Annotated in this window: 27 protein-coding genes and 1 pseudogene; 13 read left to right on the forward strand and 15 right to left on the reverse strand. The window is 62.7% G+C overall.

What is annotated here, in order from left to right; translation table 11 throughout:
• Window positions 1–15: 15 nt before the first annotated feature.
• The 3 genes from rhtB to J4E53_RS21195 form a co-directional block, all read right to left on the reverse strand.
• Entirely contained in the window at window positions 16–648 is a 633-nt protein-coding gene (gene rhtB, locus J4E53_RS21185; RefSeq protein ID WP_060740110.1) for a homoserine/homoserine lactone efflux protein, read from the reverse strand.
• Window positions 649–749: 101 nt separating this feature from the next.
• Window positions 750–1,331 (reverse strand): mechanosensitive ion channel family protein, encoded by a 582-nt coding sequence (locus J4E53_RS21190; protein WP_060740109.1) that lies wholly within the window; start codon window positions 1,329–1,331, stop codon window positions 750–752.
• Window positions 1,331–3,241 (reverse strand): ATP-binding cassette domain-containing protein, encoded by a 1,911-nt coding sequence (locus J4E53_RS21195; protein WP_103311372.1) that lies wholly within the window; start codon window positions 3,239–3,241, stop codon window positions 1,331–1,333. The genes J4E53_RS21190 and J4E53_RS21195 overlap by 1 nt, the downstream gene beginning before the upstream one ends.
• A 50-nt stretch (window positions 3,242–3,291) precedes the next feature.
• Here J4E53_RS21195 and J4E53_RS21200 point away from each other — a divergent pair, with 50 nt between their 5' ends.
• On the forward strand, window positions 3,292–3,756 hold the full coding sequence (locus tag J4E53_RS21200; RefSeq protein ID WP_103311374.1) for a TIGR02444 family protein: 465 nt from the start codon (window positions 3,292–3,294) through the stop codon (window positions 3,754–3,756).
• On the opposite strand, the gene J4E53_RS21205 is transcribed toward J4E53_RS21200, so the two are convergent.
• Window positions 3,753–4,952, reverse strand: a complete 1,200-nt coding sequence (locus J4E53_RS21205; protein ID WP_207268183.1) for an AlgP family protein — start codon at window positions 4,950–4,952, stop codon at window positions 3,753–3,755. The two genes, J4E53_RS21200 and J4E53_RS21205, sit on opposite strands and share 4 nt — an antisense overlap.
• Window positions 4,953–5,143: 191 nt before the next feature.
• On the opposite strand from J4E53_RS21205, the gene J4E53_RS21210 reads away from it, so the two are divergent.
• A complete protein-coding gene (locus J4E53_RS21210) occupies window positions 5,144–5,809 on the forward strand; it encodes an FKBP-type peptidyl-prolyl cis-trans isomerase (protein ID WP_060740105.1) in 666 nt (221 codons plus the stop codon).
• A gap of 64 nt (window positions 5,810–5,873) precedes the next feature.
• Here the strand turns inward: J4E53_RS21210 and J4E53_RS21215 are convergent, their stop codons facing one another.
• The 7 genes and pseudogenes from J4E53_RS21215 to J4E53_RS21240 all read right to left on the reverse strand — a co-directional run bounded on the left by J4E53_RS21215 (window position 5,874) and on the right by J4E53_RS21240 (window position 12,338).
• Window positions 5,874–6,332, reverse strand: a complete 459-nt coding sequence (locus tag J4E53_RS21215) for an Rsd/AlgQ family anti-sigma factor (RefSeq protein ID WP_060740104.1) — start codon at window positions 6,330–6,332, stop codon at window positions 5,874–5,876.
• A gap of 175 nt (window positions 6,333–6,507) precedes the next feature.
• Window positions 6,508–7,050 (reverse strand): disulfide bond formation protein B, encoded by a 543-nt coding sequence (locus tag J4E53_RS21220; RefSeq protein WP_060740103.1) that lies wholly within the window; start codon window positions 7,048–7,050, stop codon window positions 6,508–6,510.
• 304 nt (window positions 7,051–7,354) lie between these two features.
• On the reverse strand, window positions 7,355–8,602 hold the full coding sequence (locus J4E53_RS21225; protein WP_060740102.1) for a heme biosynthesis protein HemY: 1,248 nt from the start codon (window positions 8,600–8,602) through the stop codon (window positions 7,355–7,357).
• Window positions 8,599–9,732, reverse strand: coding sequence for a uroporphyrinogen-III C-methyltransferase (locus tag J4E53_RS30820; protein WP_256587228.1), 1,134 nt, complete (start codon window positions 9,730–9,732; stop codon window positions 8,599–8,601). Before J4E53_RS30820 ends, J4E53_RS21225 begins: the two co-directional genes overlap by 4 nt.
• A gap of 36 nt (window positions 9,733–9,768) precedes the next feature.
• Window positions 9,769–10,515: pseudogene (locus tag J4E53_RS30825) on the reverse strand (uroporphyrinogen-III synthase); the annotation flags it as partial.
• Window positions 10,512–11,453 (reverse strand): hydroxymethylbilane synthase, encoded by a 942-nt coding sequence (hemC, locus tag J4E53_RS21235; RefSeq protein ID WP_060740101.1) that lies wholly within the window; start codon window positions 11,451–11,453, stop codon window positions 10,512–10,514. The gene hemC and the pseudogene J4E53_RS30825, both read right to left, overlap by 4 nt.
• A gap of 138 nt (window positions 11,454–11,591) precedes the next feature.
• Window positions 11,592–12,338: a LytTR family DNA-binding domain-containing protein gene (locus J4E53_RS21240; RefSeq protein WP_060740100.1), complete on the reverse strand. Its 747-nt coding sequence runs from the start codon at window positions 12,336–12,338 to the stop codon at window positions 11,592–11,594.
• A 249-nt stretch (window positions 12,339–12,587) separates the two neighbouring features.
• On the opposite strand from J4E53_RS21240, the gene J4E53_RS21250 reads away from it, so the two are divergent.
• A complete protein-coding gene (locus tag J4E53_RS21250) occupies window positions 12,588–12,764 on the forward strand; it encodes a hypothetical protein (protein ID WP_158249665.1) in 177 nt (58 codons plus the stop codon).
• Between the two features lie 36 nt (window positions 12,765–12,800).
• Complete coding sequence (gene argH / locus J4E53_RS21255) at window positions 12,801–14,195, forward strand: argininosuccinate lyase (protein ID WP_092174831.1); 1,395 nt, start codon at window positions 12,801–12,803, stop codon at window positions 14,193–14,195.
• Between the two features lie 131 nt (window positions 14,196–14,326).
• Here argH and J4E53_RS21260 read toward each other — a convergent pair whose 3' ends face one another.
• Window positions 14,327–14,986 carry a glutathione S-transferase family protein gene (locus J4E53_RS21260; RefSeq protein ID WP_103310265.1) on the reverse strand — a complete coding sequence of 220 codons (660 nt, stop codon included), beginning with the start codon at window positions 14,984–14,986 and terminating at the stop codon, window positions 14,327–14,329.
• 124 nt (window positions 14,987–15,110) lie between these two features.
• Here J4E53_RS21260 and J4E53_RS21265 point away from each other — a divergent pair, with 124 nt between their 5' ends.
• From J4E53_RS21265 to J4E53_RS21275, 3 genes are all read left to right on the forward strand, one after another.
• Window positions 15,111–15,395, forward strand: a complete 285-nt coding sequence (locus J4E53_RS21265; protein WP_060740097.1) for a hypothetical protein — start codon at window positions 15,111–15,113, stop codon at window positions 15,393–15,395.
• 237 nt (window positions 15,396–15,632) lie between these two features.
• Entirely contained in the window at window positions 15,633–15,881 is a 249-nt protein-coding gene (locus tag J4E53_RS21270; RefSeq protein WP_060740096.1) for a TIGR02647 family protein, read from the forward strand.
• Window positions 15,882–16,049: 168 nt separating this feature from the next.
• A complete protein-coding gene (locus tag J4E53_RS21275) occupies window positions 16,050–18,890 on the forward strand; it encodes a class I adenylate cyclase (protein WP_103310266.1) in 2,841 nt (946 codons plus the stop codon).
• A 13-nt stretch (window positions 18,891–18,903) separates the two neighbouring features.
• Here J4E53_RS21275 and rnk read toward each other — a convergent pair whose 3' ends face one another.
• From rnk to cyaY, 3 genes are all read right to left on the reverse strand, one after another.
• The gene (gene rnk / locus J4E53_RS21280) at window positions 18,904–19,314 is read right to left on the reverse strand and encodes a nucleoside diphosphate kinase regulator (RefSeq protein ID WP_060740094.1); all 411 of its coding nucleotides are present in this window, start codon (window positions 19,312–19,314) and stop codon (window positions 18,904–18,906) included.
• A gap of 212 nt (window positions 19,315–19,526) precedes the next feature.
• On the reverse strand, window positions 19,527–19,742 hold the full coding sequence (locus J4E53_RS21285; RefSeq protein WP_103310269.1) for a DUF1289 domain-containing protein: 216 nt from the start codon (window positions 19,740–19,742) through the stop codon (window positions 19,527–19,529).
• 4 nt (window positions 19,743–19,746) lie between these two features.
• On the reverse strand, window positions 19,747–20,079 hold the full coding sequence (gene cyaY / locus J4E53_RS21290) for an iron donor protein CyaY (RefSeq protein WP_060740092.1): 333 nt from the start codon (window positions 20,077–20,079) through the stop codon (window positions 19,747–19,749).
• A gap of 185 nt (window positions 20,080–20,264) precedes the next feature.
• Here cyaY and lptM point away from each other — a divergent pair, with 185 nt between their 5' ends.
• The 6 genes from lptM to J4E53_RS21320 are packed head-to-tail and all read left to right on the forward strand — an operon-like array spanning window position 20,265 to window position 24,866.
• The gene (lptM, locus tag J4E53_RS21295; protein ID WP_072406122.1) at window positions 20,265–20,435 is read left to right on the forward strand and encodes an LPS translocon maturation chaperone LptM; all 171 of its coding nucleotides are present in this window, start codon (window positions 20,265–20,267) and stop codon (window positions 20,433–20,435) included.
• Window positions 20,436–20,444: 9 nt separating this feature from the next.
• Complete coding sequence (gene lysA / locus J4E53_RS21300; RefSeq protein ID WP_092174851.1) at window positions 20,445–21,692, forward strand: diaminopimelate decarboxylase; 1,248 nt, start codon at window positions 20,445–20,447, stop codon at window positions 21,690–21,692.
• A 4-nt stretch (window positions 21,693–21,696) separates the two neighbouring features.
• The gene (gene dapF / locus J4E53_RS21305; RefSeq protein WP_060740090.1) at window positions 21,697–22,527 is read left to right on the forward strand and encodes a diaminopimelate epimerase; all 831 of its coding nucleotides are present in this window, start codon (window positions 21,697–21,699) and stop codon (window positions 22,525–22,527) included.
• Window positions 22,528–22,540: 13 nt separating this feature from the next.
• Complete coding sequence (locus J4E53_RS21310; protein ID WP_060740089.1) at window positions 22,541–23,263, forward strand: DUF484 family protein; 723 nt, start codon at window positions 22,541–22,543, stop codon at window positions 23,261–23,263.
• A 2-nt stretch (window positions 23,264–23,265) separates the two neighbouring features.
• A complete protein-coding gene (gene xerC, locus J4E53_RS21315) occupies window positions 23,266–24,165 on the forward strand; it encodes a tyrosine recombinase XerC (protein ID WP_103310272.1) in 900 nt (299 codons plus the stop codon).
• On the forward strand, window positions 24,162–24,866 hold the full coding sequence (locus J4E53_RS21320; RefSeq protein WP_103310271.1) for an HAD family hydrolase: 705 nt from the start codon (window positions 24,162–24,164) through the stop codon (window positions 24,864–24,866). Before xerC ends, J4E53_RS21320 begins: the two co-directional genes overlap by 4 nt.
• Window positions 24,867–24,906 lie beyond the last annotated feature (40 nt).

Consider the following 24,906-nt stretch of genomic DNA (forward strand, 5'->3'; position numbering starts at 1 on the left):
GCCACAGGTTTTGCTTTACACCGCAGCCTTGCGAATCGTCGCGAGCAAACCCGCCGCGCCAATGAACATACCCGCGAAGGCGCGGTTCATCCGCCGTTGCTGCTTCGGTGTGCGCAGCAGGCGCAGGACTTTGGACGCCAGCCCGGTGTACCCGGCCATGACGATGAGATCGACGACGATCATTGTGACGCCCAGGATCAGGTATTGCGGGATCAACGGTGCATGGGGATTGATGAACTGCGGCAACACCGCCAGCATGAACACCAGCGCCTTGGGGTTGCTGACGTTGACCAGAAAGCCGCGAAACACCAGTGCCAGGGGTTTGCCGATGGGCCGCGGGGCCGCGTCATCAGTCATGTCACCGGGAATGGCTCGCCACTGCTTGACACCCAGGTAGACCAGGTAGGCCACGCCGAACCACTTGATCGCATAGAACGCGGTGGCCGACGCCGTGAGGATCGCGCCAACACCGGCGGCGACGATCACGATTTGCAGCGCCAGGCCCAATTGCAGGCCCAGGGCATTCCAGTAACCGCGCCAAAAACCGTAGCGCAAGCCACTGGACATCGATGCAATGGCGCCGGCGCCCGGGGAAAGACTGATCACCCAACAGGCGGCGAAAAACGCCAGCCATGTTTCCAGCACCATTGCACACCTCGGCTCGGATTCGTCGAAAACGACTAAGCTAATGCGCCGCCGCAGGATTGACCACCGCTTTTTTGCAAAAAAAGCCAATCGGCGAGGCCAGGTTATTCGACGAACCCACCCACCGGAAACGCTTCGCTGCCACGCCAGCGCCGTACCGAGCGCTGGAAGAAGAGGCTGTTGGGCACTTGCACCATGGCGCTGCCGGTGCCGAGCTCCTCGGGCTCGATCAGCGTGGTGTACAGCAGATTGATCGCCACCACGCGCCCTTTGATGCCGGGCTTGTCGGTGGTATCCACCAGCTCGACCACATCGCCCAGGCGAAACGGTCCGACGGTGTAGATCAACACGGCGCAGAACAGGTTGGACAGCACGCTCCAGATGGCGAAGAACGCCACCGCTGCCACCGCGACAAAACCCGACAGAGCCGTCCACAGCACCGTGGCCGAAACGCCCAGGCGTTCGAGCACCACCAGCACCGCAGTCCCCATGATCAGCCAGCGCAGCACGCCCCGCAGGATAATCACCAGTTGGGGTGGAAGCGGGTAACGCTCACCCAGGCCTGTGAGCGCACGCGCGACGAAGCGCTGCGAGACATAACCGGCCACCAGGATCAGCAGGATTTGCACACCGAGCCAGATCGGCTCGATCCACATGACAGGAACAGGCAACGCCAACGCTTCCATCAGGACAACGCCTCCAACTCCGCTTGCAGGTTTTCCAGCAGTTCCAGCGCTTGCATCCACGCCTCCTCGAGCTCCGCTTCCCGAACCTTCAGCTTGGCCTGTTCGGCCAGCAGGTCACGCAACTCATCCTTGCGCGCCGCCTCGTAGAGACCGCTGTCGCCCAGGCTGGTTTCGATTTTCTGCAGCTTTTCATGCAGCTTGCCCAGCTCGGCTTCGAGCTTGTCGGCCTCACGCTTGTGCGGCGCCAGTTGCTGGCGCAATGCGGCGGCGGCCTGGCGCTGGGCCTTTTTGTCGGTCTTGTCCGGGTTGACCGGCGTGCTGCTGACCGGCGCGTTGCGCTGGCGGTATTCCACCAGCCAACGGGCATAGTCTTCCAGGTCACCGTCGAACTCCTCGACCTTGCCGTCGGCGACCAGGAAGAAATTATCCGTGGTGCTCTTGAGCAAATGCCGATCGTGGGACACCACCAGCACCGCGCCAGTGAATTCCTGCAAGGCCATGGTCAGGGCCAGGCGCATTTCCAGGTCCAGGTGGTTGGTCGGTTCGTCGAGCAGCAACAGGTTCGGCCGGCCCCAGGCGATCAACGCCAGCGCCAGACGCGCCTTTTCGCCACCGGAGAAATTCAACACCGGCTCGTCGATGCGCGCCCCGCGGAAATCGAAACCACCGAGGAAATCGCGCAGGGTTTGCTCGCGCTCGGTCGGCGCCAAGCGTTGCAGGTGCAGCAGCGGGCTGGCCTTGGAGTCCAGGGAGTCGAGCTGGTGCTGGGCGAAATAGCCAACGACGGTGTTCTCGCCTCGGGTCAGGCGGCCAGCCAATGGCTGGAGTTCGCCCGAAAGGTTCTTGATCAGGGTCGACTTACCGGCACCGTTGGGGCCCAGCAGACCGATCCGTGCACCCGGGGTCAGTTGCAGCTTGACCTTCTCCAGCACGGTCTTGTCGCCATAACCCAGGCGCGCGTCGGACAGGTCGATCAACGGGCTGGAAATCTTGGTCGATTCGCGGAAGACAAAATCGAACGGTGAATCGACGTGGGCCGCCGACAGCTCTTCCATCCGCTCCAGCGCCTTGATCCGGCTCTGGGCCTGACGGGCCTTGGTGGCCTGGGCCTTGAAGCGGGCGATGTAGCTTTCCATGTGCGCACGTTGCGCCTGTTGCTTCTCGTAGGCCTGCTGTTGCTGGGCCAGGCGTTCGGCACGGGCGCGCTCGAAGGCACTGTAGCCGCCGCGGTACAAGGTGAGCTTGCGCTGGTCGACATGGGCCACGTGATCCACCACCGCGTCGAGGAAATCGCGGTCGTGGGAAATCAGCAGCAGCGTGCCCGGGTAACCCTTGAGCCAATCTTCGAGCCAGATGATGGCGTCGAGGTCCAAGTGGTTGGTCGGTTCATCGAGCAGCAGCAGATCCGAAGGGCACATCAGGGCCTGCGCCAGGTTCAGGCGCATCCGCCAGCCACCGGAGAAGTCCCCGACCTGGCGGTCCATCTGTTCATTGGTAAAGCCCAGGCCGGCGAGCAACTTGCGCGCGCGGGCATCGGCGGTATAGCCGTCGGCACTGTCGAGTTCCGCGTGCAGGCGGGCCTGTGCGGCACCGTCGTGGGCCGCTTCGGCTGCCGCCAGGTCGTGTTGCACCTGGCGCAGGCGCAGGTCGCCATCGAGCACGTAGTCCACCGCCAGACGATCGAGGGTGTCGACCTCCTGGCGCATGTGAGCGATACGCCAGTCGGCCGGCAGCAGGCAATCGCCCGAGTCCGGGTGCAGCTCGCCTCGCAGCAAGGCGAACAGGCTCGATTTGCCGGCGCCGTTGGCACCGATGAGGCCGGCTTTGTGGCCGGCGTGCAGGGTCAGCTCGGCGTCTTCTAGCAGACGTTGCGGGCCACGCTGTAAAGTCAGGTTCTGAAGTCGGATCATAATGGCGGCGGAGTCTACCAGCTTCGCTCGCAACTGGCGCGAGTAGCACGATGTCCCCTGACCTGTGGAGTTTCTCCCTCGACCTCTATGCCAAGCCTGGCGTAGAGCCTGCGTGCCTGACGCTGCAGAGCGCCGGCGTCAATGTCTGCCTGCTGCTTTGCGGACTGTGGCTGGAACGACGCGGCGTGGCCTGCAATGAACAACGGCTGCAACAGCTTCGACAATTGACCGAGCCTTGGGAGGCAGAGGTGGTAAGGCCCTTGCGCGCGCTTCGCAGCCAGTGGAAAACCGGTGCCCGGCAAGACACGGCACTCGATAGCCTGCGCGAACAGGTCAAGCGACTGGAATTGGAAGCCGAACGACGATTGCTGGAACGATTGCAGGCGGCGGCCGAGGATTGGCCTGAGGAACAACGGAGCGATTCAGCGCTATGGCTGCAACGGCTGGTGGCGAGTGCCGACCCAGCGAACCGCGACGCGCTGCATCAGCTGCGCGTCGCGGTGTCCGGCACTTAGGAAGCGCTGGTTGGGGTGCTGCTGGTGGTCGGCGCAACGGCGGCTGGGCTGGTCGCCGAGGCCGGAGTGCTGGCGGTAGGCGCAGGCGTCGCGGTCGGAGCCGGTGTCGCTGGCTTGGCGGCTGGCGCAGTCGCAGGTTTTGCAGCGGCTGGCTTTTTCACGGCCGGTTTAGCGGCGGGCTTGGCGGCAGCTGGCTTGGCCGTCGCGGCGGGTTTGGCAGCCGTTGGCTTCGCTGCAGCAGGCTTCGCGGCAGCAGGCTTGGCAGCGGCTGGTTTGGCAGCGGGTTTAGCCGCCACTTTGGCAGGCGCTTTGGCAGCGACGGGCTTGGCAGCCGTTTTCGCAACAGGCTTGGCCGCGGCCGTTTTGGTTGCCGCAGGCTTGGCAGCAGGTTTGGCGGCAGCAGGTTTGGCAGTGGCTTTTACCGCCGCTTTGGCAGCCGGTTTAGCAGCAGCGGTTTTCGTCGCGGCAGGTTTTGCGGCGGCGGTTTTAGCGGCAGGCTTGGCTACAACTTTTGTTGCAGGCTTAGCGGCAGGCTTAGCAGCGGCTTTTACAGCAGGCTTGGCAGCGGCAGGTTTAGCGGCCGCCGTTTTTGCGGCAGGCTTGGCAGCAGCAGCCTTGGCGACTGGTTTTTTTGCCGCAGGTTTTGCAGCGCTGGCAGCGACGGGTTTGGCAGCCGGCTTGCTGGCCGCCTTGGCCGGTGCTTTGGCGGCAGGCTTGGCTGCGACTTTGGCCGGTGCTTTTGCCACGGCGGGTTTAGCCGCCGGCTTCTTGGCCGATACAGCGGCAGGCTTGGCAGCACGAAGCGACAGCGCCTTGCCCGCGGCTTCTTGCACGCGACCGACGCCTTGGGCCAGCTTCAGGCTTTCCTGGGCATCACGCTTGAGTTGCAAAATGTAGGCGCGGGTTTCGGACTGACGATCCTTCAGGGCATCGAGCAGGTCTTCGAGCTCTTTCACGACATCTTTGGCCTTGGCTTGTGCCTTGGCCTTGCCAGCGGTGGCTGCGTCTTGCAATTTGGTGCGCGACTTGTGCAGTTTTTCCTGCGCTTTGCCGCGTTGCTTTTCCAGTTTGGCGAGCAGTTTTTCAGCATCAGCCAGGGCTTGGGAGCAGGCGTTTTCCAGATGTTCGAGCAAGCTGCCCGAGAGTTGTTGGAGCAAGTGCAACGGAGTGTTTACAGGCTTCTTGGTGGCCGACATGGTTTACCTCCTGACTGACGTGAGTGCGGCTCATACTAGACCTCTGCTGCAACCGCCGCTAGGGCATGTTGACAGTACACAAGACGTTGCGTTGCAAGGGACGAAAAATCTTCTGCGCCAGAGCCTTGGCAATCCACTTCTACAGATATCGACACTGGCATAATTCCTCGATTCGAGGCCGGAGAGCACACATGTCGCGTCACCTGTTTTTATTCCTGTGCATGGCTTGCGCCACGGTCCAGGCCGTTGAAAAAACCAGCGCAAACGATGCCCACGATCTGGCTTACAGCCTGGGCGCGAGCCTCGGCGAACGCCTGCGCCAGGACGTGCCGGACTTGCAGATCAAAGCCTTGGTCGAAGGTTTGCAACAGGCCTACCTGGGCAAACCGCTGGCCCTGAAAGATGAACGCATCGAACAGATCCTGGCCGAGCACCAGGCGCAACTGAACGCGCCATCGACAACGCCGCAGGACGAAGCCGCGTTGAAAACCGAGCAGAAATTTCTCACCGAAGAAAAAAACCGGCCCGGTGTCCAGCAACTGGCCGACGGCATTCTGCTGACCGAAATCAAGCCGGGCCATGGCGCCAAAGCCGGCCCTCACGGCAAGGTCCAGGTGCTGTATACCGGTCGATTGCCAGACGGCACCGTCTTCGATTCAAACCGCCAGGCACAGTGGTTCAATCTTGACAGTGTGATCGACGGTTGGCGCACTGCATTGCCGCAAATGCCGGTCGGCGCGAAATGGCGGCTGGTGATTCCGTCGTCCCTGGCCTATGGCGCTGAAGGGGCCGGGGATGTGATCCCGCCGTACACACCGTTGGTGTTTGAAATCGAGTTGCTGGGCGCGACGACCTGACGCTGGCCCTGGTCCAACGAAAAACGGTGCGCAATGCGCACCGTTTTTTCATGACCGCGAACCCTCAGGCCTGGACCGCAGCTTCTTCCTTGTGAGCGTTGTGCAGCACTTCGATCAGGCAGTCTTCCAACTCGAAACGCTCGTGCAACAAGCCGCCCAGCTCCTTGAATTTTTCCGCTACGCACTTGCCTTCATCGCACAGGTCGTTGAACGCCAGCAGCTTCTCGGTGATGACATCGATGCGCGGGTAGATCGTCTCGGCCAGTTCAAGGCCGCGCTTGTCGTTGAAGGCCTTGGCCTCGCCCGTCAGTTGTTCGTATATCTCGAAATGACCGGCAGACACATAGTCGACCAGCACGCCGCAGAAATCCTGCAAGGGTTTGCGGCTTTCGCTCAGGGCTTCAGGCTTGGCGCCGAGATCATCGTAGGCCCGAACCAGTTCGTGACGCTCCTGCAGCCAGCGATCGATCAGCAGATGCACTCCACCCCAGCGTTCCTGAGCATTCTGACAACTTTCGAGCATGGTGATTTCTTCCCTTGTGAGTCATGCCCCCTCGCAGCCTGTGCACGCCTGATGACCAGGGACAAGCCAGACACAACATGATCGAGCGGCACAATTCCAATAACACGTGCGGGCCAGATTATGCCCGCACGACAACGGCTTCAAGGTACGCAGGAGATAAAGTTCATACAAGTGTTTAATCCAGGGCCCGGACCAACTGCGACGTCTCGCCGCTGAGCGGTCGTACCAGAGCACTCCAGGCAAGGCGCAGCAGCAGGTAAGTCATGGCGCTGGACACCGCGAGAAAAAACAACAGGCTCCACTCGGGGATGCTCAGGTCGAACAACGTCCAAGTGATATTCGCGCAGTCGACGGTGCCGTCGAGGACACGATGCAACGCGCACCACCACGAACCCGTCGGGTTGAGCTGTGCCGCACAATCGGATAACGGCTCGAACGAGTGGCTTTGCATCAGGACCTGACGCCACGCCAGGGTCATGCCCCCGGTCGCAAAAACCAATCCTGCGGTGCCATAGAAGAGACTGCCTCGTTGGCCTGGACCGTGTACGCACGCTACGAGGCTGTTCGCCAGGAACAGCATCAGGCACAACCGCTGCAAGACACACAGGCTGCAAGGCGTCAGGCCGGCCGAATACTCCAGATAAGTGCTGATGCCCAAAGCCAGGGCGGCGGCGATGGAAGCCATGAGAAACGAGAAGCGTGAGCTGGCCAAAGACATGGCGATTCCGTAACAGAAGAGACAAGCAGTTACGGTAGAGGAAAGCCCTCGGGCCTTTCAAGGCAGCCCCGCGCAGACACTTCATCAGGGGTGTAGGGAATTCCCGACAGGTCGAAGAGGATTCGGCGCGGTCAGCTGTAGGACTTTGCTGAAGGTATGACCAAAGCCCCAAAAACAAACGGGTGTCACCGGTGGGAGCAAGGCTTGTCCGCGATGAAGACGACGCGGTCTTTTGAGAAACCGAGGTGCCTGTTCGCGAGCAAGCTTTGCTCCCACCCATGCGGGAGCGCCACAATGACTCATCTCAAGTGGACAAGACCTGAGCCGGAACCGGCAACGGCGCGGCCAGCAGGCGCTCATCCAACAGCCCCAACCCCTCCTGGAACAACTGGTTGCTGCGCTCGGCATCCCCCAGTTGCGCCAGCAGGCGCGCCAGTTCGGCGCAGGCTTCGGGATTGCGCTGGGCGCGCAAACTGCTTTCCAGATAATCCCGCGCCTTGCCCCACAAGCTGTTCTGCAGGCATAGGCGCCCCAGGGTCAGCAACAGGCTCGGATCGGCAGGGTGGTCCTTGAGCCAGCCTTCGGCCGCTTGCAACTGGCGGATCGGATCACTGCCGCGCACCAGCCCGTACAGGCGCGCCAGATGGCTGTCATAGTGACGCTTGAGCGCGCTGCGCAGCACCTCTTCGGCTTCGACCTGGGCGCCCAACTGGCGCAATTGCTCGGCATAGGCCAGCACCAGCGCCGGCTCCTGGCGCTGTGCGGAGGTCAGTTGTTGCCAGGCGCGATTGAGCGACTGCAAACCGACGCTGCCGTCCTCCTCGCGGTGGGCCGCCAGGGTCAGGTTTTCGCCCCAGGCACGCCGCTCCAGTTCAGCCAGTTCGGCCGGCGGCAGGACTTTATCCTTGCGCAGCTCCGGCAACAGCCGGATCACCGCCGACCAATCGCCGCGCTGCTGATGCAGCCGTTGCAATTGGCGCAGGACCTGGGCGTTATGGGGGTGACGCTCATGCATGGCTTGCAGCGTGCTCAATGCGCCATCCGTGTCACCTCGATCCATCTGCAATTGCGCGTGCGTCAGGGCAATGGCCAGTTCCGCCTGGGGCTGACGCTCCAGGGCGCGCTCGAGCAAACTGTCGCTCTGTTCGTAAAGCCCTTGTTCGTTGGCCGCGCGGGCGGCCCCCAGGTAATACAGCAGCGGCTGGCGCTCGGCTTCGGCGGCACGATGCAGATGGCGTTGGGCACTGGCCCAGCGACCTTCGGCCAGGTCCAACTGGCCGTGTTCGATCGCCACTTGCACCCGACGGCTGCGGTTGCGTCGCGACCACGGGTTGACCACGCCGCTGGACGTGGTCACCAACCCGATCAGCGCCCTCAGGCCTCGCCACACCAGCCAGAGCACCGCCACCAGGGCCAGGGTGACCCACAGGCCAGCTTCATAACGGAAGTTCTTGTACGCCACCAGCACGTAACCCGAATGCTCGGCAATCGCTACGCCGAGCAAAGCTGCGGCAGCGATGACCACGAACAGAATCACGTAGAGACGCTTCATGGCGTGGCCTCCTGCGCGCCTGGCGCGGGCAGCGGCTTGACCGATTCCTGGGCATTGAGGTTGCGGCGTTCAAGGTAGGCCTGGACGCTGCTCAGCGTGCCCGTGAGGTCCGGGGTGACCACCGTCACCGGTTGCCTGGACAGTTCACCCACGCGTTCGAGCATGATTTTGCTTTGCGGATTGTCCTGGTTGAAGTTGTTCTTCAACACGTCCCGGGCCTCGGTCAGCGCCTGGGTGTATACCGGCGCCTGACCATTGAGGGCAGCCCATTGCGCCTGCTCCAGCGCCAGGCTCAAGGCCAGGCGCACTTGCACGAGGCTTTGTCCGGCCAGCAGCGGACGGACGTTCTCGTCGGCGTTGAAGTCAATGCGGATATAGCGCGAGATCTGGTCCCACCACTGCGCCCACCGGCTGGCCCCATCGCCATCGGCGGTCAGGCCCAGCAGCGACTCTCCACGATCCTTGTACTCGGGTGCCAGTTCGGTCAGTTGCAGCACCTGGTCACGCAAGGCGCCCAGTTGCAGGAACAGCCCGGTACGATCCGGTTGTTCCGTGCTGCGCAGCGCAGCGAGGGTCTTGGCCAATTGCTCGCGGGCCGCGAACGAACCGGGGTCGTTCTGTTCGCGCAGGATTTCGTCAGCGCCCTGGACCAGCGCCTGGGCACTGTCGATGTCTTGCAGGGCGGAAAGACGCAGGCTGGCCAGGCGCAACAGATGCTCGGCCTCCGCCAGGCGCCAATCCTTGCGGCTGGCACCCAGCACGGTTTCCAGTCTCTGGCTCAGGTGCTGCTGATCACCTTGCAACTGGGCCACCTGGCGCCGCCGCTCCTCCAGCTCTTCGGCCGGGGGCAATTGCGCCAGGCGCTCGCTCAGGCGTTGCTCGTTAAGCTTGAGGGCCTGGGCCTGGTCGTTCAGCGCCTGGACCTGGGCGGACTGCTGCTGGTTATTGGTTTGCAGGTGACGTACCTGCCACACGCCCCAACCGCCCACGGCGACACCGGCGGCGCCGAGCAGCAAGGCAACAATGGCCAGCCCGTTGCCGCGGCGCGGCGCCACTGGGGCCGGGGGTTCAACCGGCGCATCGATCGCTGGCTGGTCTAGATCTTCTTTTGGCAAGGCTGTTTCGCTCACGTATCCATCCTTTGCATTAGAAAACGGCACGGAGTGTTCCCGTAACGCCGCCAGCAAAGCCGCGGCATTGGCGCCACGGCAATCCACAACTGTTCGGGCTCCGGCGGCACGCGCCATCTCGGCAACCCTTGGGCTTGGAACAAACAACGGTAACCGCGCCAGGGCCGGCCACGCTTCGCCGGCCAGCCGCTGCAGATGCTCGAAGCCCTGCCCACTGCTGACCACCAGTGCGTTCAAGCGTTCCGCTTCGACTATCGCCGGCAACGCCCCTTCACCGTAACTGGGCAGGTGGCGGCGGTACAATTCCAGATAATCGACACTAGCACCTTGCTCGCGCAAACGCTCTGCCAGCAAGCCACGCCCGCCTTCGCCCCGCACGATCAAGACCTTGGGGTCGGGCCGCGAAACAGCCTGGCGCAAGACCAAGTGTTCCAGCAAGGCTTCGCTGTCGTCGCCGTTATCGGGATAAAACACCGTGAGGCCGGCATCGGCAAGGATCTGTCCGGTGGCCGCGCCCACGCTGAACCAGGGTTGGTCCGGAGGCTGGGGCCAGTGTTGGCGCAGCAGCTCGAGGCACAGGCGTGCGGCCGGCTTGCTGACCACGATCACGGCAGAGTATTGATCCAGTGCCAGGAATATCGCCCGCCCGGCCTCGGACAGCGGAACCGGCTCGATATCCAGCAACGGCAGGCTGCTGCTGTAGACCCCCGCTTCGGCCAGGACAGCCGCCAGCGCCGACGACTCGTCCGCCGGCCGGGTGAGCAACAGCCGCCAACCCGTCACGCGTGGCCGGCCTCGCCGTAGACCGCCTTGAGAATGTCGGCGGCGCCCTGGCTCAACAAGTCTTCAGCCACCCGCACGCCCAACGCCTCGGCATCCTGGCGCGGTGCCCGGGCTTCGGCGCTGAGCAGCCGGCCCCCGTTGGGATCCCCCACCAGGCCGCGCAACCAGACCTGTTCGCCCTCCAACACGGCGTAACAGGCGATCGGCACTTGGCAGCCGCCATTGAGGTGTTTGTTCAGCGCGCGTTCGGCGAATACTCGCGTGGCGGTGTCTGCATGGTGCAGCGGCGCCAGCAGGGCGTGGATGTCGCTGTCGGCGCTGCGGCACTCGATACCCACCGCCCCTTGCCCACCGGCCGGCAGGCTGTCGTCGACGCTGATGGCCGAGGTGATGCGGTCTTCGAAGCCCAGGCGGATCAGGCCGGCGGCGGCGAGGATGATGGCGTCGTACTCACCGGCATCGAGCTTGGCCAGGCGCGTGTTGACGTTGCCGCGCAGGAAACGGATTTGCAGGTCCGGACGACGCGTCAGCAATTGGGCCTGGCGACGCAGGCTGGACGTACCGACCACGCTCCCGGCAGGCAACGCCTCAAGGCTGGCAAAGGTGTTGGAGACGAACGCATCGCGCGGGTCTTCCCGCTCGCAGATGCAAAACAGGCCCAGGCCTTCGGGAAAGTCCATGGGCACGTCTTTCATCGAATGCACGGCGATGTCGGCTTCGTTGTCCAGCAGCGCGGTTTCCAGCTCCTTGACGAACAGCCCCTTGCCGCCGATTTTCGACAGGGGCGAGTCCAGCAGCTTGTCACCGCGACTGACCATGGGCACCAGGGTCACGATCAGGCCGGGATGGGCCGATTCCAGGCGGGCTTTGACGTATTCGGCCTGCCAGAGGGCCAAGGCACTTTTACGGGTGGCGATGCGGATCTCGCGAGGGGACATGGATCAATCCGTACTTAAAAGATACGGCAGATAATAACAGCTCAGTCAAAACCGCTTTGATTTGAATCACGACCCCAAGGCCTCCCTGGCCGCCAGATCCTGGAAATGAAACGCGTTGAACGCCTTGGACCGCCTGGCTTAAAGCTGCTGCATCATCTTGCGCACGCCGGCCACGTGCCGCCGGCTGACAATCAGCGCGTCGCCATTGAGGCCTTTGAGGAACAGTTGGAAATGCCCAAGGGGGGTGCGTTGCAAACGCTCGATGCGCTCGCGGGCCACGAGGGCGTTGCGGTGGATGCGTACAAAGCGTTCGCCGAACTCGTCTTCAAGGGCCTTGAGAGGTTCGTCCAGCAACACCTCGCCACTCTCATGGCGCAAGGTCACGTATTTATGGTCGGCAATGAAATAGACCACCTGGTTCAAGGGGATCAACTCGATGCCTTTGCGGGTGCGCGCGCTGATGTGGCTGCGTGGGCCACTGCCGCTTTCGGCGGCCGGACGGGTCAGCGCCGCCAGTTGCACGCGGTTGGGTCGCTCGGCCTTGCGCAAGGCTTCGAGCAACGCCTCGGACGCCACCGGCTTGACCAGGTAACCCACGGCACCGGCCTGCAACACCTCGGGTGGAAAGTCGTCCCGGGTGGTACAGAACACCACGGCGGGCGGCGACTCTCGTTCGCACAACTTCGCCGCCACCTGCAGGCCATCCAGGCCAGGCATGCGAATGTCGAGCAGCACGATATCCGGCTTGTGGCTGTCAATAAGGGCCAATGCCTCGTCGCCATTGGTGGCGCTCGGCTCCAGGACACTGTAACCCTCGAGCTCGCCAACCATTCGGCTCAGGCGCTCGCGGGCCAGTGGTTCGTCATCAACGATCAGGACATTCATATTGCGCTGGATTCCTGCGTGAGTCTCGCACAAGGATAGCGTAGACAGGGGAAGTGACATCCGTCACCGCGATCCACGCTAAGACTCGCTCGAGGGCCAAAAAGTGCCGCGAGGCGGTTGCCTATCTTTACCAGCGCTTGCCGACCGATGCCCGAGGCCCGTTGTCGCACGGCGTTGCCGTAGGGATTGTTAACTGTCGATCTGACCAATATGAGCTCCCCCTTTTTCTATGTGTCCGGTGCGCCATGGATGGAAAAAGCAAAAGTCCTACCGTCCACTGTAGACGGTTGCCACGACGATATTGCTCAATTGAAAAATATCGTTGTGCGAAAACCCGGTTGGATCCCAGGCCTCGATCGAAAAAACCTGCCGACCAGTGCCAGCGCCAGTCCCGGCAACCCTGCTATCATCCGCCGCAGCCTTTAACCGCTACTTTTTCCACAGCCGATCACGAGCGAATTCATGAGCACTGACAAGACCAATCAGTCCTGGGGCGGCCGCTTCAGTGAACCCGTCGACGCCTTCGTCGCCCGCTTCACCGCCTCCGTCAACTTTGACCAGCGCCTGTATCGCCACGACATCATGGGCTCGATCGCCCACGCCACCATGTTGGCCAAGGTCGGCGTGCTGACCGATGCCGAGCGCGACAGCATCATCGATGGCCTGAAGACCATCGAGACGGAAATCGAGGCCGGCCAGTTCGACTGGCGCGTCGACCTTGAAGATGTGCACATGAACATCGAAGCACGCCTGACCGACCGCATTGGCGTGACCGGCAAGAAGCTGCACACCGGCCGCAGCCGCAACGACCAGGTCGCCACCGACATCCGCCTGTGGCTGCGGGATGAAATCGACCTGATCCTGGGCGAAATCACGCGCTTGCAAAAAGGCCTGCTGGAACAGGCCGAGCGCGAGGCCGAAAGCATCATGCCGGGCTTCACGCACCTGCAGACGGCTCAGCCTGTAACGTTTGGGCATCACATGCTGGCCTGGTTCGAAATGCTCAGCCGCGACTACGAGCGCCTGGTGGACTGCCGCAAGCGCACCAACCGCATGCCCCTGGGCAGCGCCGCGCTGGCCGGCACCACGTACCCGATCGATCGTGAATACACCGCGCAACTGCTGGGCTTCGACGCCGTGGGCGGCAACTCGCTGGATAACGTCTCGGACCGCGATTTCGCCATCGAATTCTGCGCCGCCGCGAGCATCGCGATGATGCACCTGTCGCGCTTCTCCGAAGAGCTGGTGCTGTGGACCAGCGCGCAGTTCCAATTCATCGATTTGCCCGACCGCTTCTGCACCGGCAGCTCGATCATGCCGCAAAAGAAAAACCCCGACGTGCCGGAACTGGTGCGCGGCAAGAGCGGCCGGGTGTTCGGCGCACTGATGGGCCTGTTGACCCTGATGAAAGGCCAGCCGCTGGCCTACAACAAGGACAACCAGGAAGACAAGGAACCGCTGTTCGACGCCGCCGACACCTTGCGCGACTCGCTGCGGGCCTTCGCCGACATGATCCCGGCCATCAAGCCCAAGCACGCGGTGATGCGCGAAGCGGCCCTGCGTGGCTTCTCCACCGCCACCGACCTGGCCGACTACCTGGTGCGCCGTGGCCTGCCGTTCCGTGATTGCCACGAAATTGTCGGCCATGCCGTGAAATACGGCGTGGACACCGGCAAGGACCTGGCGGAAATGAGCCTGGACGAACTGCGCCGGTTCAGCGACCAGATCGAGCAGGACGTGTTTGCCGTGCTGACCCTCGAAGGCTCGGTCAATGCCCGTGACCACATCGGCGGCACCGCGCCGGCGCAGGTCAAGGCAGCGGTTGTGCGCGGCCAGGCGTTGCTCGCCAGCCGCTAAAAGCCAGAAGCATCGCGAGCAAGCTCGCTCCCACAATGGATCTACGGTGAACACACCCTTTGTGAACATTCAGAGATTCAAATGTGGGAGCGAGCTTGCTCGCGATAGCTGACTTCAAATCACCGAAAAGCTCACTTCTTGGCGGCAATCATCGCCAAAAATGCCGGCATCTCTGCCTCCCTGTCCGCAGCGATCCGCCGCACGTTCGGGTTCTGTTCCAAGCGCTCCATCAGCGCCTTGGCCGCCGGCATGTCCGCCAGCCAATCGATATCGAAGACCTTCCTGCCCACTTGCAAGGCCAGCGAAAGGCTGTAGTAGAAATACAGGTCGGCAATGCTCAGGCTGTCGCCCGCCACATAGGGCGAGAATTTGCCGTGCCGGCCGAGCGAGGCGAACCCCAGCAGCAATTCGGACTTGGACTTTTCCTTGATGGCATCGGCCACTGTCATGCCGAAAAACGCCTCGCCATAGCAGGCCCGCCCCGGCAGCTCGATGTACAGCTCGATTTCCCGGCACAAGGCCAACACCTGGGCGCGCTCGAACGGGTCGGTCGGCAGCAGGGTTTTACCCGATTGGGTTTGCTCGATGTATTCGAGAATGACGCTGGTCTCGTTGATAAAACCCTGCTCGGTCTTCAACACCGGCACCTTGCCGCGCGGGCTGATGGCCAGGGCTTCCGGGGTCTGGCTACCAAAGAACTGCACTTCTTCGAAGGGCACGCCCTTCTCCAACAGTGCCAGCTTGACCATGTTGTAATAATTACTGACAGAGAAACCATAAAGCTTGAGCATTACAAAGCCTCCAGGCCGTGCGGGGTTGGCAGCCTTGCGTTATAGACCGTCGAGGGGGTTCTTGCCAGGCGCATCACGCCGCTGAATGCAGGTAAACTGGCGACCTTTCTTACAGGAGCCTGCCATGAGCGAGCCAACCGACATCGACAACGACGAAGAAGAATTCGTCGAGAACACGCTGATCCAAGCCATCGAAAACCAGATCGAAAGTGACAATCCGCCTGCGGCCAAGGCCACTTTCAACAAGTTGACCCTGGTCGGTTATGAGCGCGAAGAAATCCTCAATCTGATGGCCCATGTGCTGGCGGTGGAGATCGATGCGATCCTGGAAGAAGATCGCCCGTTCGATACCCAATGGTACGAAGCCGCATTGCGCGCCCTGCCTGAGTTGCCGCCGGAAAAGAACTGAACCGACAGGCAAAGTTGCTTCTGTGGCGAGGGAGCTTGCTCCCGCTGGGGCGCGAAGCGGCCCCAATAGCTTAACGACTGCTGCGCAGCCGAACGGGAGCAAGCTCCCTCGCCACGACAAATGGCTTCTCTTGCCACCCAAAACAAAAAAACCATGACACTGACACTGGACAGCTCGGCCGAGTGCGCTCACCTTAGTGACGCTGTCGACCAAATTCCTAGAAAGTCTGGAGTCCTTATGTCGCTTACCCCTGAGCTGGTTGCCGAACTGGAAATCCTTGCACTCTTCAACCTGGACAGTTCCCAGGAAGGCCTGAAAATTCATCAGACCGCTGCCCCTAAAGCGATTGCCGCTGCCCAACGCTTGTACGAGAAAGACCTGATCACCCAGCCCGACGGTGGTTACCTGACCAGCCTGGGACGGGATGCCGCCCAAAATGTCCAAACCGTCCTGACGATACTCAGCGTTCAACAAGAAGCCGCCTGATCCCCCTGCCGCCCACGGAAATCTCCTCTACGGGATTTCCGCAGGCGCACTGGCGCCCGGCGTAAAGAACCGGCATCAAAAATCCTGTTTTCAGCTTAAGTATTCCCAAGACCGGGCGCTAACCTGCCATCACCCCACGTTCGACGCCGCAAGCCGGTTTGAGCAGACATGACCCGCAATCACGAAATACGCCCCGATCTGGACGAGGGAATCGACCGCAAGGTGCTGAGCCAGTTGCGCGCACGTTTTCTCAAGCTCAACACCGTGCGGCTGGAGCGCGCCCTCGAAGGCCTGTCGCCCCGCCAGCAAGGCGTACTGACGCTGCTGCCGCTGTTTTTCCACGTCAACCATCCGCTGCTGCCCGGCTACGTCTCCGGCAGCACGCCCGCCGGGCTGTCGAACTACGAGCCCGACGCCAATGTCCTTGCCGAAGCCCAGCGGCTGACCCGTTCGTTTTCCTACAAGCCCCGGCACGGCAGCAATCCGCCGCGACCGATCCTTGGCCTGTTCCTGATGGGCAGCCTCGGCACCCTGGCCCAGGCCGACCAGAGCGACATGGACGTGTGGGTGTGCCACGGACCGGACCTGAACGACGATGAACTGGCCGAACTGCGCAAGAAATGCCAGTTGCTGGAGATCTGGGCCGCGACCCAGGGCGCCGAAGCCCACTTTTTCCTGATCGACCCGGCGCGTTTCGTGCGGGGCGAGCGGGACAACCAGCTCAGCTCCGACGATTGCGGCACCACCCAGCATTACCTGCTGCTGGACGAGTTCTACCGCACTGCGATCTGGCTGGCCGGGCGCACGCCGATCTGGTGGCTGGTACCGGTCTATGAAGAAGAGAACTACGAGCAGTACACCCATACGCTGATGTCCAAGCGCTTCATTCGCGCGGATGAAACCCTGGACCTGGGACACCTGGCCTATATTCCGCCGGGCGAATTCGTCGGCGCCGGGCTCTGGCAGCTGTTCAAGGGTATCGAATCGCCCTACAAGTCCGTGCTCAAGCTGCTGCTGACCGAGGTCTATGCCAGCGAACACCCGAACGTGCGCTGCCTGAGCCTGCGCTTCAAACAGGCCGTGTTCGCCAATCGCCTGGACCTGGAAGAGCTGGACCCGTACATGCTGGTTTACCGCCGCATCGAGGAATACCTCAATGCCCGTGGCGAACCCGAACGCCTGGAGTTGATCCGCCGTGCGCTGTACCTGAAGGTCAATCGCAAACTCACCGGCCAGGCGCGCAGCAGTGGCTGGCAACGGGTGCTGCTTGAGCGACTGGCCCGGGAATGGGGCTGGGACCAGCGTCAACTGGCATTACTGGACAGCCGCAGCCAGTGGAAAGTCCGCCAGGTCAGCCACGAGCGGCGCGCACTGGTCAACGAACTCACCCACAGCTACCGCTTCCTGACCCAGTTCGCCCGCACCGAGAAAACCGTCAGCCTGATCAACAAGCGCGATCTCAACGTGCTTGGCCGGCGCTTGTATGCCGCCTTTGAGCGCAAGGCCGACAAGGTCGAGTTCATCAACCCCGGTATCGCGCCGGATCTGGCCGAAGACACCCTGACGCTGGTCCAATCACCCAACAAGAAGGAACCGGGGCAGAACCAGTGGGGCCTGTACAACGGCAGCCTCAACGCCCTGGAGTGGGAGAACTTCGCGCCCATCAAGCGTTGCCGCGAGTTGCTGGAGCTGCTGACCTGGTGCCATCGCAACGGCGTGATCGACAGCAGCACGCGCCTGGCGCTGCACCCAGGTGACAGCGACCTGAGCGAGTTCGAACTGTTCAACCTGCTGGGCAGCCTGCAACAGTCCATCGCCCTGCCCCTGGTCACGGTGGATGAAGCGCAGTTACTGCGCGCCAGCGTGCCCAGTGAAGTGCTGATCCTGGTGAACGTCGGCGTCGATCCGCTCAAGCACCATCGCGACCTGAATATCCTGATGACCACCGAGCGTACCGACTCCCTGAGCTATGCCGGGGTCCGGGAAAACCTGGTGCTGACCCTCGACCAGGTTACGCTCAACAGTTGGAATGAAGTGCTGGTCAACCGTTTCGACGGCGAACACGCCCTGCTCGACTGCCTGCGCGACTACCTCAACGACCTGCCCGTCACCCAGCGCCAGCCGCGCTTGCAGGTGCGCTGCTTCTGCCACAACCGCGCCCAATTCATTGCGCGGCGTGTCGAGGAAGTGATCGAAACGGCGCAGACCCTGCTGTTGAGCAGGCTCAATCACCGCTACCTGCTTCAGGTCCAGCAGCATTACCACGTGCTGGAACTGGTGCCCGGTCATGTCAATCACGTGGCCCTGGGCAGTTTGTCGGCGCTGATGGATTACCTGGGCGAGGAACTGACGGCCTACAGCCCCTTGCACCTGGACCCGATGGCCCTGGAAGACCACGACCTGGCGCTGATCCTGCCCATGGGCCAGCCCGAGTGCATCCAGGTGTTCTACCGGACCAACGAGGACGAAGCCGATCTGTACGTGCTCGATGAATTCAACGCGCTGTGGCAACAACACCTGCCCTATCACGACGAACAAAGCCTGCTGGTGCCACTGCAGCGCTTTCTGCAATCGGTGCTGTACCGCCGCGACGCCCTGCTGCCGCTGGACGCCGCCCAGCCGCTGACCCTGGAAACCCTGTACTACCAGTTGCTGCCTTCAGGTGGCCGGGCGCGCCGGATCGAAGCGCGGCAAGCCCCACAGACACCGGTCAACAAGCCGTTCTATGACGTGCAGGCGATCATCGGCAAAGCGGCGCACGGACAGGTGCACGTCACCCTGTACTGCGATCAGCAGGAGTTTTCCGAACTGGAACATGGCGACCAACTGTTCCGCGTGGTCGCCAGGGAGATCGTCGAACAGCGCCGCGAAGCCCAGCGCTATCGCTGCTACATCACCGACCTGGACCTCTCGGGGCTGGTGGACGACGGGGCCTGCTCAAGCAATTTGTACCTGCGCTACAAGGCCGACCTGGAACGCGCCCTGAACGAGGCGCTGGCCCTGGTCTGAAGCGCCCGGGCACTCAGAGGTGGAAGTCGCCGCCTGCTTCGGGCTGGTATTCGACGTCCAGCAAGGTCAGCTTCAACGTCTTGCCGCCCGGGGCCGGCCAGTCGATGTGCTGGCCGACCTTCAGGCCCAGCAAGGCACTGCCCACTGGCGCCAGGATCGAGATCCGGCCTTCGTCGGCATTGGCGTCCTGTGGATAAACCAACGTCAGGTGATAGTCCTTGCCGCTGCTTTCTTCGCGGCAGTGCACACGCGAGTTCATGGTCACGACATCGGCAGGCACTTCTTCGTGGCCCACCACGTTCTCGGCGCGATCCAGTTCGGTTTGCAACGCAATCACGCCTGGCAGCGTTTCATCAAGACTGTCGATCAGGCGTTCCAGACGCTGTACGTCCAGGCGGGTAAGGGTGATGGAAGGTGCGGTCATGATCCAGGCAGACTCCTTTCTTCTGCACAAAAAAAGCAAAACCCCGCCACAAAAAGGCGGGGTTTTCACGGGCCTCGACGAATTGAGGCGTAGCCGGACACTATCAGTAGGAGCTGACGAGTGCAACGAGGCTGCGATCTTGATCCGAGCAATTGAGCCTCAAGCGAAAACCGCAAAGATCAAGAACAAAAGATCGCAGCCTTCGGCAGCTCCTACAGGGATCTGCGCTTGAGCGCCTCGGCACAGATGACCCGCCGGCGCTCATCATCGGCCGAGCGCCATTCGCGGATATCCTCCACATGGCGGAAACAGCCGAGGCAGACCTTCTGTTCATCCAGCTTGCACACGCTGGTGCACGGCGACGGCACGGCGGGGCTGACGTTGCTGTAGAGCGGCTTGGGGGGCCGTGGCGGGGCGGTCTGGATCACGCCGTCACAGGCCTTCGAACTCGAGTTCCACGCCCGCCTGCTGCTTGACGATGCGCTCGAGCATCTCGCCCAGTTGCTCTTCGCTCTTGTCGCACATCCAGCGCTCGCTTTCCTCGTCGTAGTCGAAATGAAAGCCACCGGAGACCGCCGCCAGCCACAGCTGCCGCAACGGCTCCTGGCGACTGAAGATCAGTTGGCTGCCGTTTTCGAACTTGACGGTGAGTACACCGGCGGAGATTTCCAGGTCAATGTCCAGGCCACTGTCATCGAACACATCCTCCAGCGTTTGCTGGGTCGCATCGACCAGATCGTGGAAACGGGCTTCACTCAAACTCATTTGCGGCAACCTCGAAAATGTCTGCTCATGCTCAAGCGCCGCAAGATACGGACGCCGCCCGGCGATTGCAAAGGATATACCGATCAACGACAACAGTGCCGCCGGACGGGCGCCCCGTTGCATAGGCAAGCTGACGGGTGGCCGGTATACTCCGGCGCAATTAACGCATTTTCAAGGATTTCGCCATGAAGCGCCTGATCTCTTCCCTTGCTGCGCTCGTCGCGGTTGCCTGCCTCGTGACAGCCTGTGGTCAAAAAGGTCCGCTGTACCTGCCTGATGACAGCAAGTCCCCTGAAGAACAGGCCAAGTCGTCGCAATCCAAGACACACTCGCACGACACCCACACCACTTACTAAGGGAACGCCATGGACGCTTTTAACTACCGTGGCGGGGAGCTGTTCGCGGAAGGAGTTGCCCTGTCCGCGATCGCCGAACGTTTCGGCACGCCGACCTATGTCTATTCCCGTGCCCACATCGAAGCCCAGTATCGGACGTTCGCCGATGCTCTCGACGGCATGCCGCACCTGGTATGTTTCGCCGTCAAGGCCAACTCCAACCTGGGCGTGCTCAATGTCCTGGCGCGCCTGGGTGCCGGTTTCGACATCGTCTCCGGTGGCGAGCTCGAGCGCGTACTGGCCGCGGGCGGCAGCGCCGACAAGATCGTGTTCTCCGGTGTCGGCAAGACCCGCGAAGACATGCGCCGCGCCCTGGAAGTCGGCGTGCACTGCTTCAACATCGAATCCACCGATGAGCTGGAGCGCCTGCAGGTTGTCGCCGCCGAGCTGGGCGTTCGCGCGCCGGTTTCCCTGCGCGTGAACCCGGACGTCGACGCTGGCACCCACCCGTACATTTCCACCGGCCTGAAGGAAAACAAGTTCGGCATCGCCATTGCCGACGCCGAGGACGTGTACGTACGCGCCGCCCAGCTGCCGAACCTGGAAGTGCTGGGTGTCGATTGCCACATCGGCTCGCAACTGACCACCCTCGAACCCTTCATCGATGCCCTCGACCGCCTGCTGGCGCTGGTCGATCGCCTCGGCGACTGCGGCATCTACCTGCGCCACATCGACCTGGGTGGCGGTGTCGGCGTGCGCTATCGCGATGAAGAGCCGCCGCTGGTGGCCGACTACATCAAGACGGTGCGCGAGCGCCTCGAAGGCCGTGACCTGGCGCTGATGTTCGAGCCCGGCCGCTATATCGTGGCCAATGCCGGCGTGCTGCTGACCCAGGTCGAATACCTCAAGCACACCGAGCACAAGGATTTCGCCATCGTCGATGCGGCGATGAACGACCTGATCCGCCCGGCGCTCTACCAGGCGTGGATGGACGTCACCGCCGTGCGCCCTCGCGACACCGCGGCCCGCCCCTACGACATCGTCGGGCCGATCTGCGAAACCGGTGACTTCCTGGCCAAGGGTCGAGAGCTGGCGCTGGAAGAAGGCGACTTGCTGGCCGTGCATTCGGCCGGTGCCTACGGGTTTGTCATGAGTTCCAACTACAACACCCGCGGCCGTTGCGCCGAGGTGCTGGTGGACGGTGATCAGGCATTCGAAGTGCGTCGCCGCGAGACGGTAGCCGAGTTGTTTGCCGGCGAAAGCCTGCTGCCGGAGTAAAACCATGCTGCTGCGTTTTACCAAGATGCACGGCCTGGGCAATGACTTCATGGTCCTCGACCTGGTCAGCCAGCACGCGCATATCCTGCCCAAGCATGCCAAGCAATGGGGAGACCGGCACACCGGTATCGGTTTCGACCAGTTGCTGATCGTCGAGGCGCCCAACAACCCGGACGTGGATTTCCGTTATCGGATCTTCAACGCCGACGGTTCGGAAGTGGAGCAATGCGGCAACGGCGCGCGCTGCTTCGCCCGCTTCGTGCTGGACAAGCGCCTGACCGCCAAGCGGCAGATCCGCGTCGAGACCAAGAGCGGCATCATCGAACTGGATGTGCGCAGCGACGGCCAGATCGGCGTCAACATGGGCGCTCCGCGCCTGGTACCGGCGGACATTCCATTCGAAGCGCCGGCCCAGGCCCTGAGCTATCCGTTGGAAGTCGATGGCAACACGGTGGAACTGGCGGCAGTCTCCATGGGCAACCCCCATGCCGTGCTGCGAGTGGCCGATATCAACAGCGCCCCAGTGCATGAGCTGGGGCCGAAAATCGAACACCATCCGCGCTTCCCCGCGCGGGTGAATGTCGGTTTCCTGCAAGTCATCGACCGTCACCGCGCACAATTGCGCGTCTGGGAGCGCGGTGCCGGGGAAACCCAGGCCTGCGGTACCGGCGCCTGTGCCGCTGCCGTCGCTGCGATCAGCCAGGGGTGGATGGATTCGCCATTGTTGATCGACCTGCCCGGCGGGCGCCTGTCCATCGAATGGGCGGGCCCTGGCCAACCGGTGATGATGACCGGCCCGGCAGTGCGCGTATACGAAGGACAAGTTCGTCTTTGAGTGAGCCAAACCCATGACCGATCAGCCACAGGTTCCAGCCCCACAGCCCGACGAATCTCCCAGCCTTCCAGAAGTCGCGGCGGTGACCGCTTACCTGGAGGCTCATCCGGACTTCTTCGTCGAGCATGAAGAACTGCTTGCGACGATGCGCATCCCCCACCGGCGCGGCGACACCGTGTCGCTGGTGGAGCACCAGATGAAGATCCTGCGCGAGCGCAACATCGAAATGCGCCATCGTCTTTCGCACCTGATGGACGTGGCCCGGGACAACGACCGGCTCTTCGACAAGACCCGTCGGCTGATCCTGGCCCTGATGGACGCCAGCACCCTCGAAGACCTGGTCATGAGCGTCGAAGACAGCCTGCGCCAGGACTTCCAGGTGCCCTTTGTCAGCCTGATCCTGTTTGGCGACAACGCCATGCCGGTGGGCCGCTGGGTGACCCACGCCGAAGCGCAGACGGCCATCGGCGGCCTGCTCACGGAAAACAAAAGCGTCAGCGGCAGCCTGCGCGAACATGAGCTGGACTTCCTGTTCGGCGAAGAACAGCGCAAGCAGATCGGCTCCACCGCCGTCGTCGCCATCGCCCACCAGGGCGTGCACGGCGTGCTGGCCATCGCCAGCCGCGATCCGCAGCACTACAAGAGTTCGGTGGGCACGCTCTTCTTGAGCTACATCGCCGAAGTCACCGGCCGGGTGCTGCCAAGAGTCGCCGGTTCGCTGCGCTCGGTACGCTGATGATGGAGCGGCAACTGGACGCCTACTGCGAACACCTGCGCAGTGAGCGTCAGGTGTCGCCCCACACGTTGTTGGCCTATCGCCGCGACCTGGAAAAAGTGCTGGGCTGGTGCCAGAAGCAGAACATCGGCAGTTGGTCGGCCCTGGACATCCAGCGCTTGCGCAGCCTGATCGCCCGCCTGCACCAACAGGGACAGTCCTCCCGCAGCCTGGCGCGACTGTTGTCGGCGGTGCGCGGCCTGTATCACTACCTCAATCGCGAAGGCCTGTGCGATCACGATCCGGCCACCGGCCTGGCACCGCCCAAGGGCGAACGCCGGCTGCCGAAGACCCTCGACACCGACCGCGCCCTGCAATTGCTTGAAGGCGCCGTCGAAGATGACTTCCTGGCCCGGCGCGACCAGGCGATTCTCGAGCTGTTCTATTCTTCCGGCCTGCGGCTTTCGGAGCTGACGGGGCTTAACCTGGATCAACTGGACCTGGCCGACGGCATGGTCCAGGTGCTCGGCAAGGGCAGCAAGACCCGCCTGCTGCCCGTCGGCCGCAAGGCCCGTGAAGCCCTGGAACTGTGGCTGCCCCTGCGGGCCCTGGCCAACCCCACCGACGACGCGGTATTCGTCAGCCAACGCGGTCGGCGCCTCGGCCCGCGGGCGATTCAGCTGCGGGTCAAGGCCGCCGGCGAACGCGAGCTGGGGCAGAACCTGCACCCACACATGCTCAGGCACTCCTTCGCCAGCCATCTGCTGGAATCCTCCCAGGACCTGCGCGCCGTTCAAGAGCTGCTGGGCCACTCGGACATCAAGACGACACAGATCTACACCCACCTGGACTTCCAGCACCTGGCGACGGTCTACGACAGTGCCCACCCCAGGGCCAAACGCATCAAGGGCGACGAATCATGACCATCGAACTCATCACTTTCGACCTGGACGACACCCTGTGGGACACCGCCCCGGTAATCGCCAGCGCCGAAGCCATACTCCGCCAATGGCTGAGCGACAACGCACCGAACCTGGGCGGGCTACCGGTGGAGCATCTTTTTTCGATTCGCGAGCAAGTGTTGCGCGAAGAACCCAACCTCAAGCATCGCATCAGTGCGCTGCGCCGGCGGGTGCTGTTCCGTGCCTTGCAGGAAGCCGGCTACGACCAGTGGCACGCCTCTGAACTGGCGGACCAGGCCTTCGAGACGTTCCTGCACGCCCGTCATCAGTTGGAGATTTTTCCCGAGGTGCAGCCCACCCTGGAAATCCTGGCCAATCATTTCGCCCTCGGCGTGGTCACCAATGGCAACGCCGACGTGCGACGCCTGGGGCTGGCGGACTACTTCAAGTTCGCCTTGTGCGCCGAAGACATCGGCATCGCCAAGCCTGACGCCCGGCTGTTCCACGAAGCCCTGCAGCGCGGCGGCGCCACGGCACAGACCGCCGTGCACGTTGGCGATCACCCGGGCGACGACATCGCCGGCGCCCAACAGGCCGGCCTGCGCGCGGTGTGGTTCAACCCGGCAGGCAAGCCCTGGAATGCCGACCATGTACCGGATGCGGAAATTCGCAGCCTGACCGAACTGCCGGGGCTGTTGGCAGGTTGGCATAGCCAACCCTGAACCCTGCTTCAGAGCCGCCAAAGCCCTCTGTGGGAGCGAG

Origin of the sequence: Pseudomonas sp. FW305-28 (genome assembly GCF_017351395.1) — a bacterium.
GTDB lineage: Bacteria > Pseudomonadota > Gammaproteobacteria > Pseudomonadales > Pseudomonadaceae > Aquipseudomonas > Aquipseudomonas fluorescens_AA.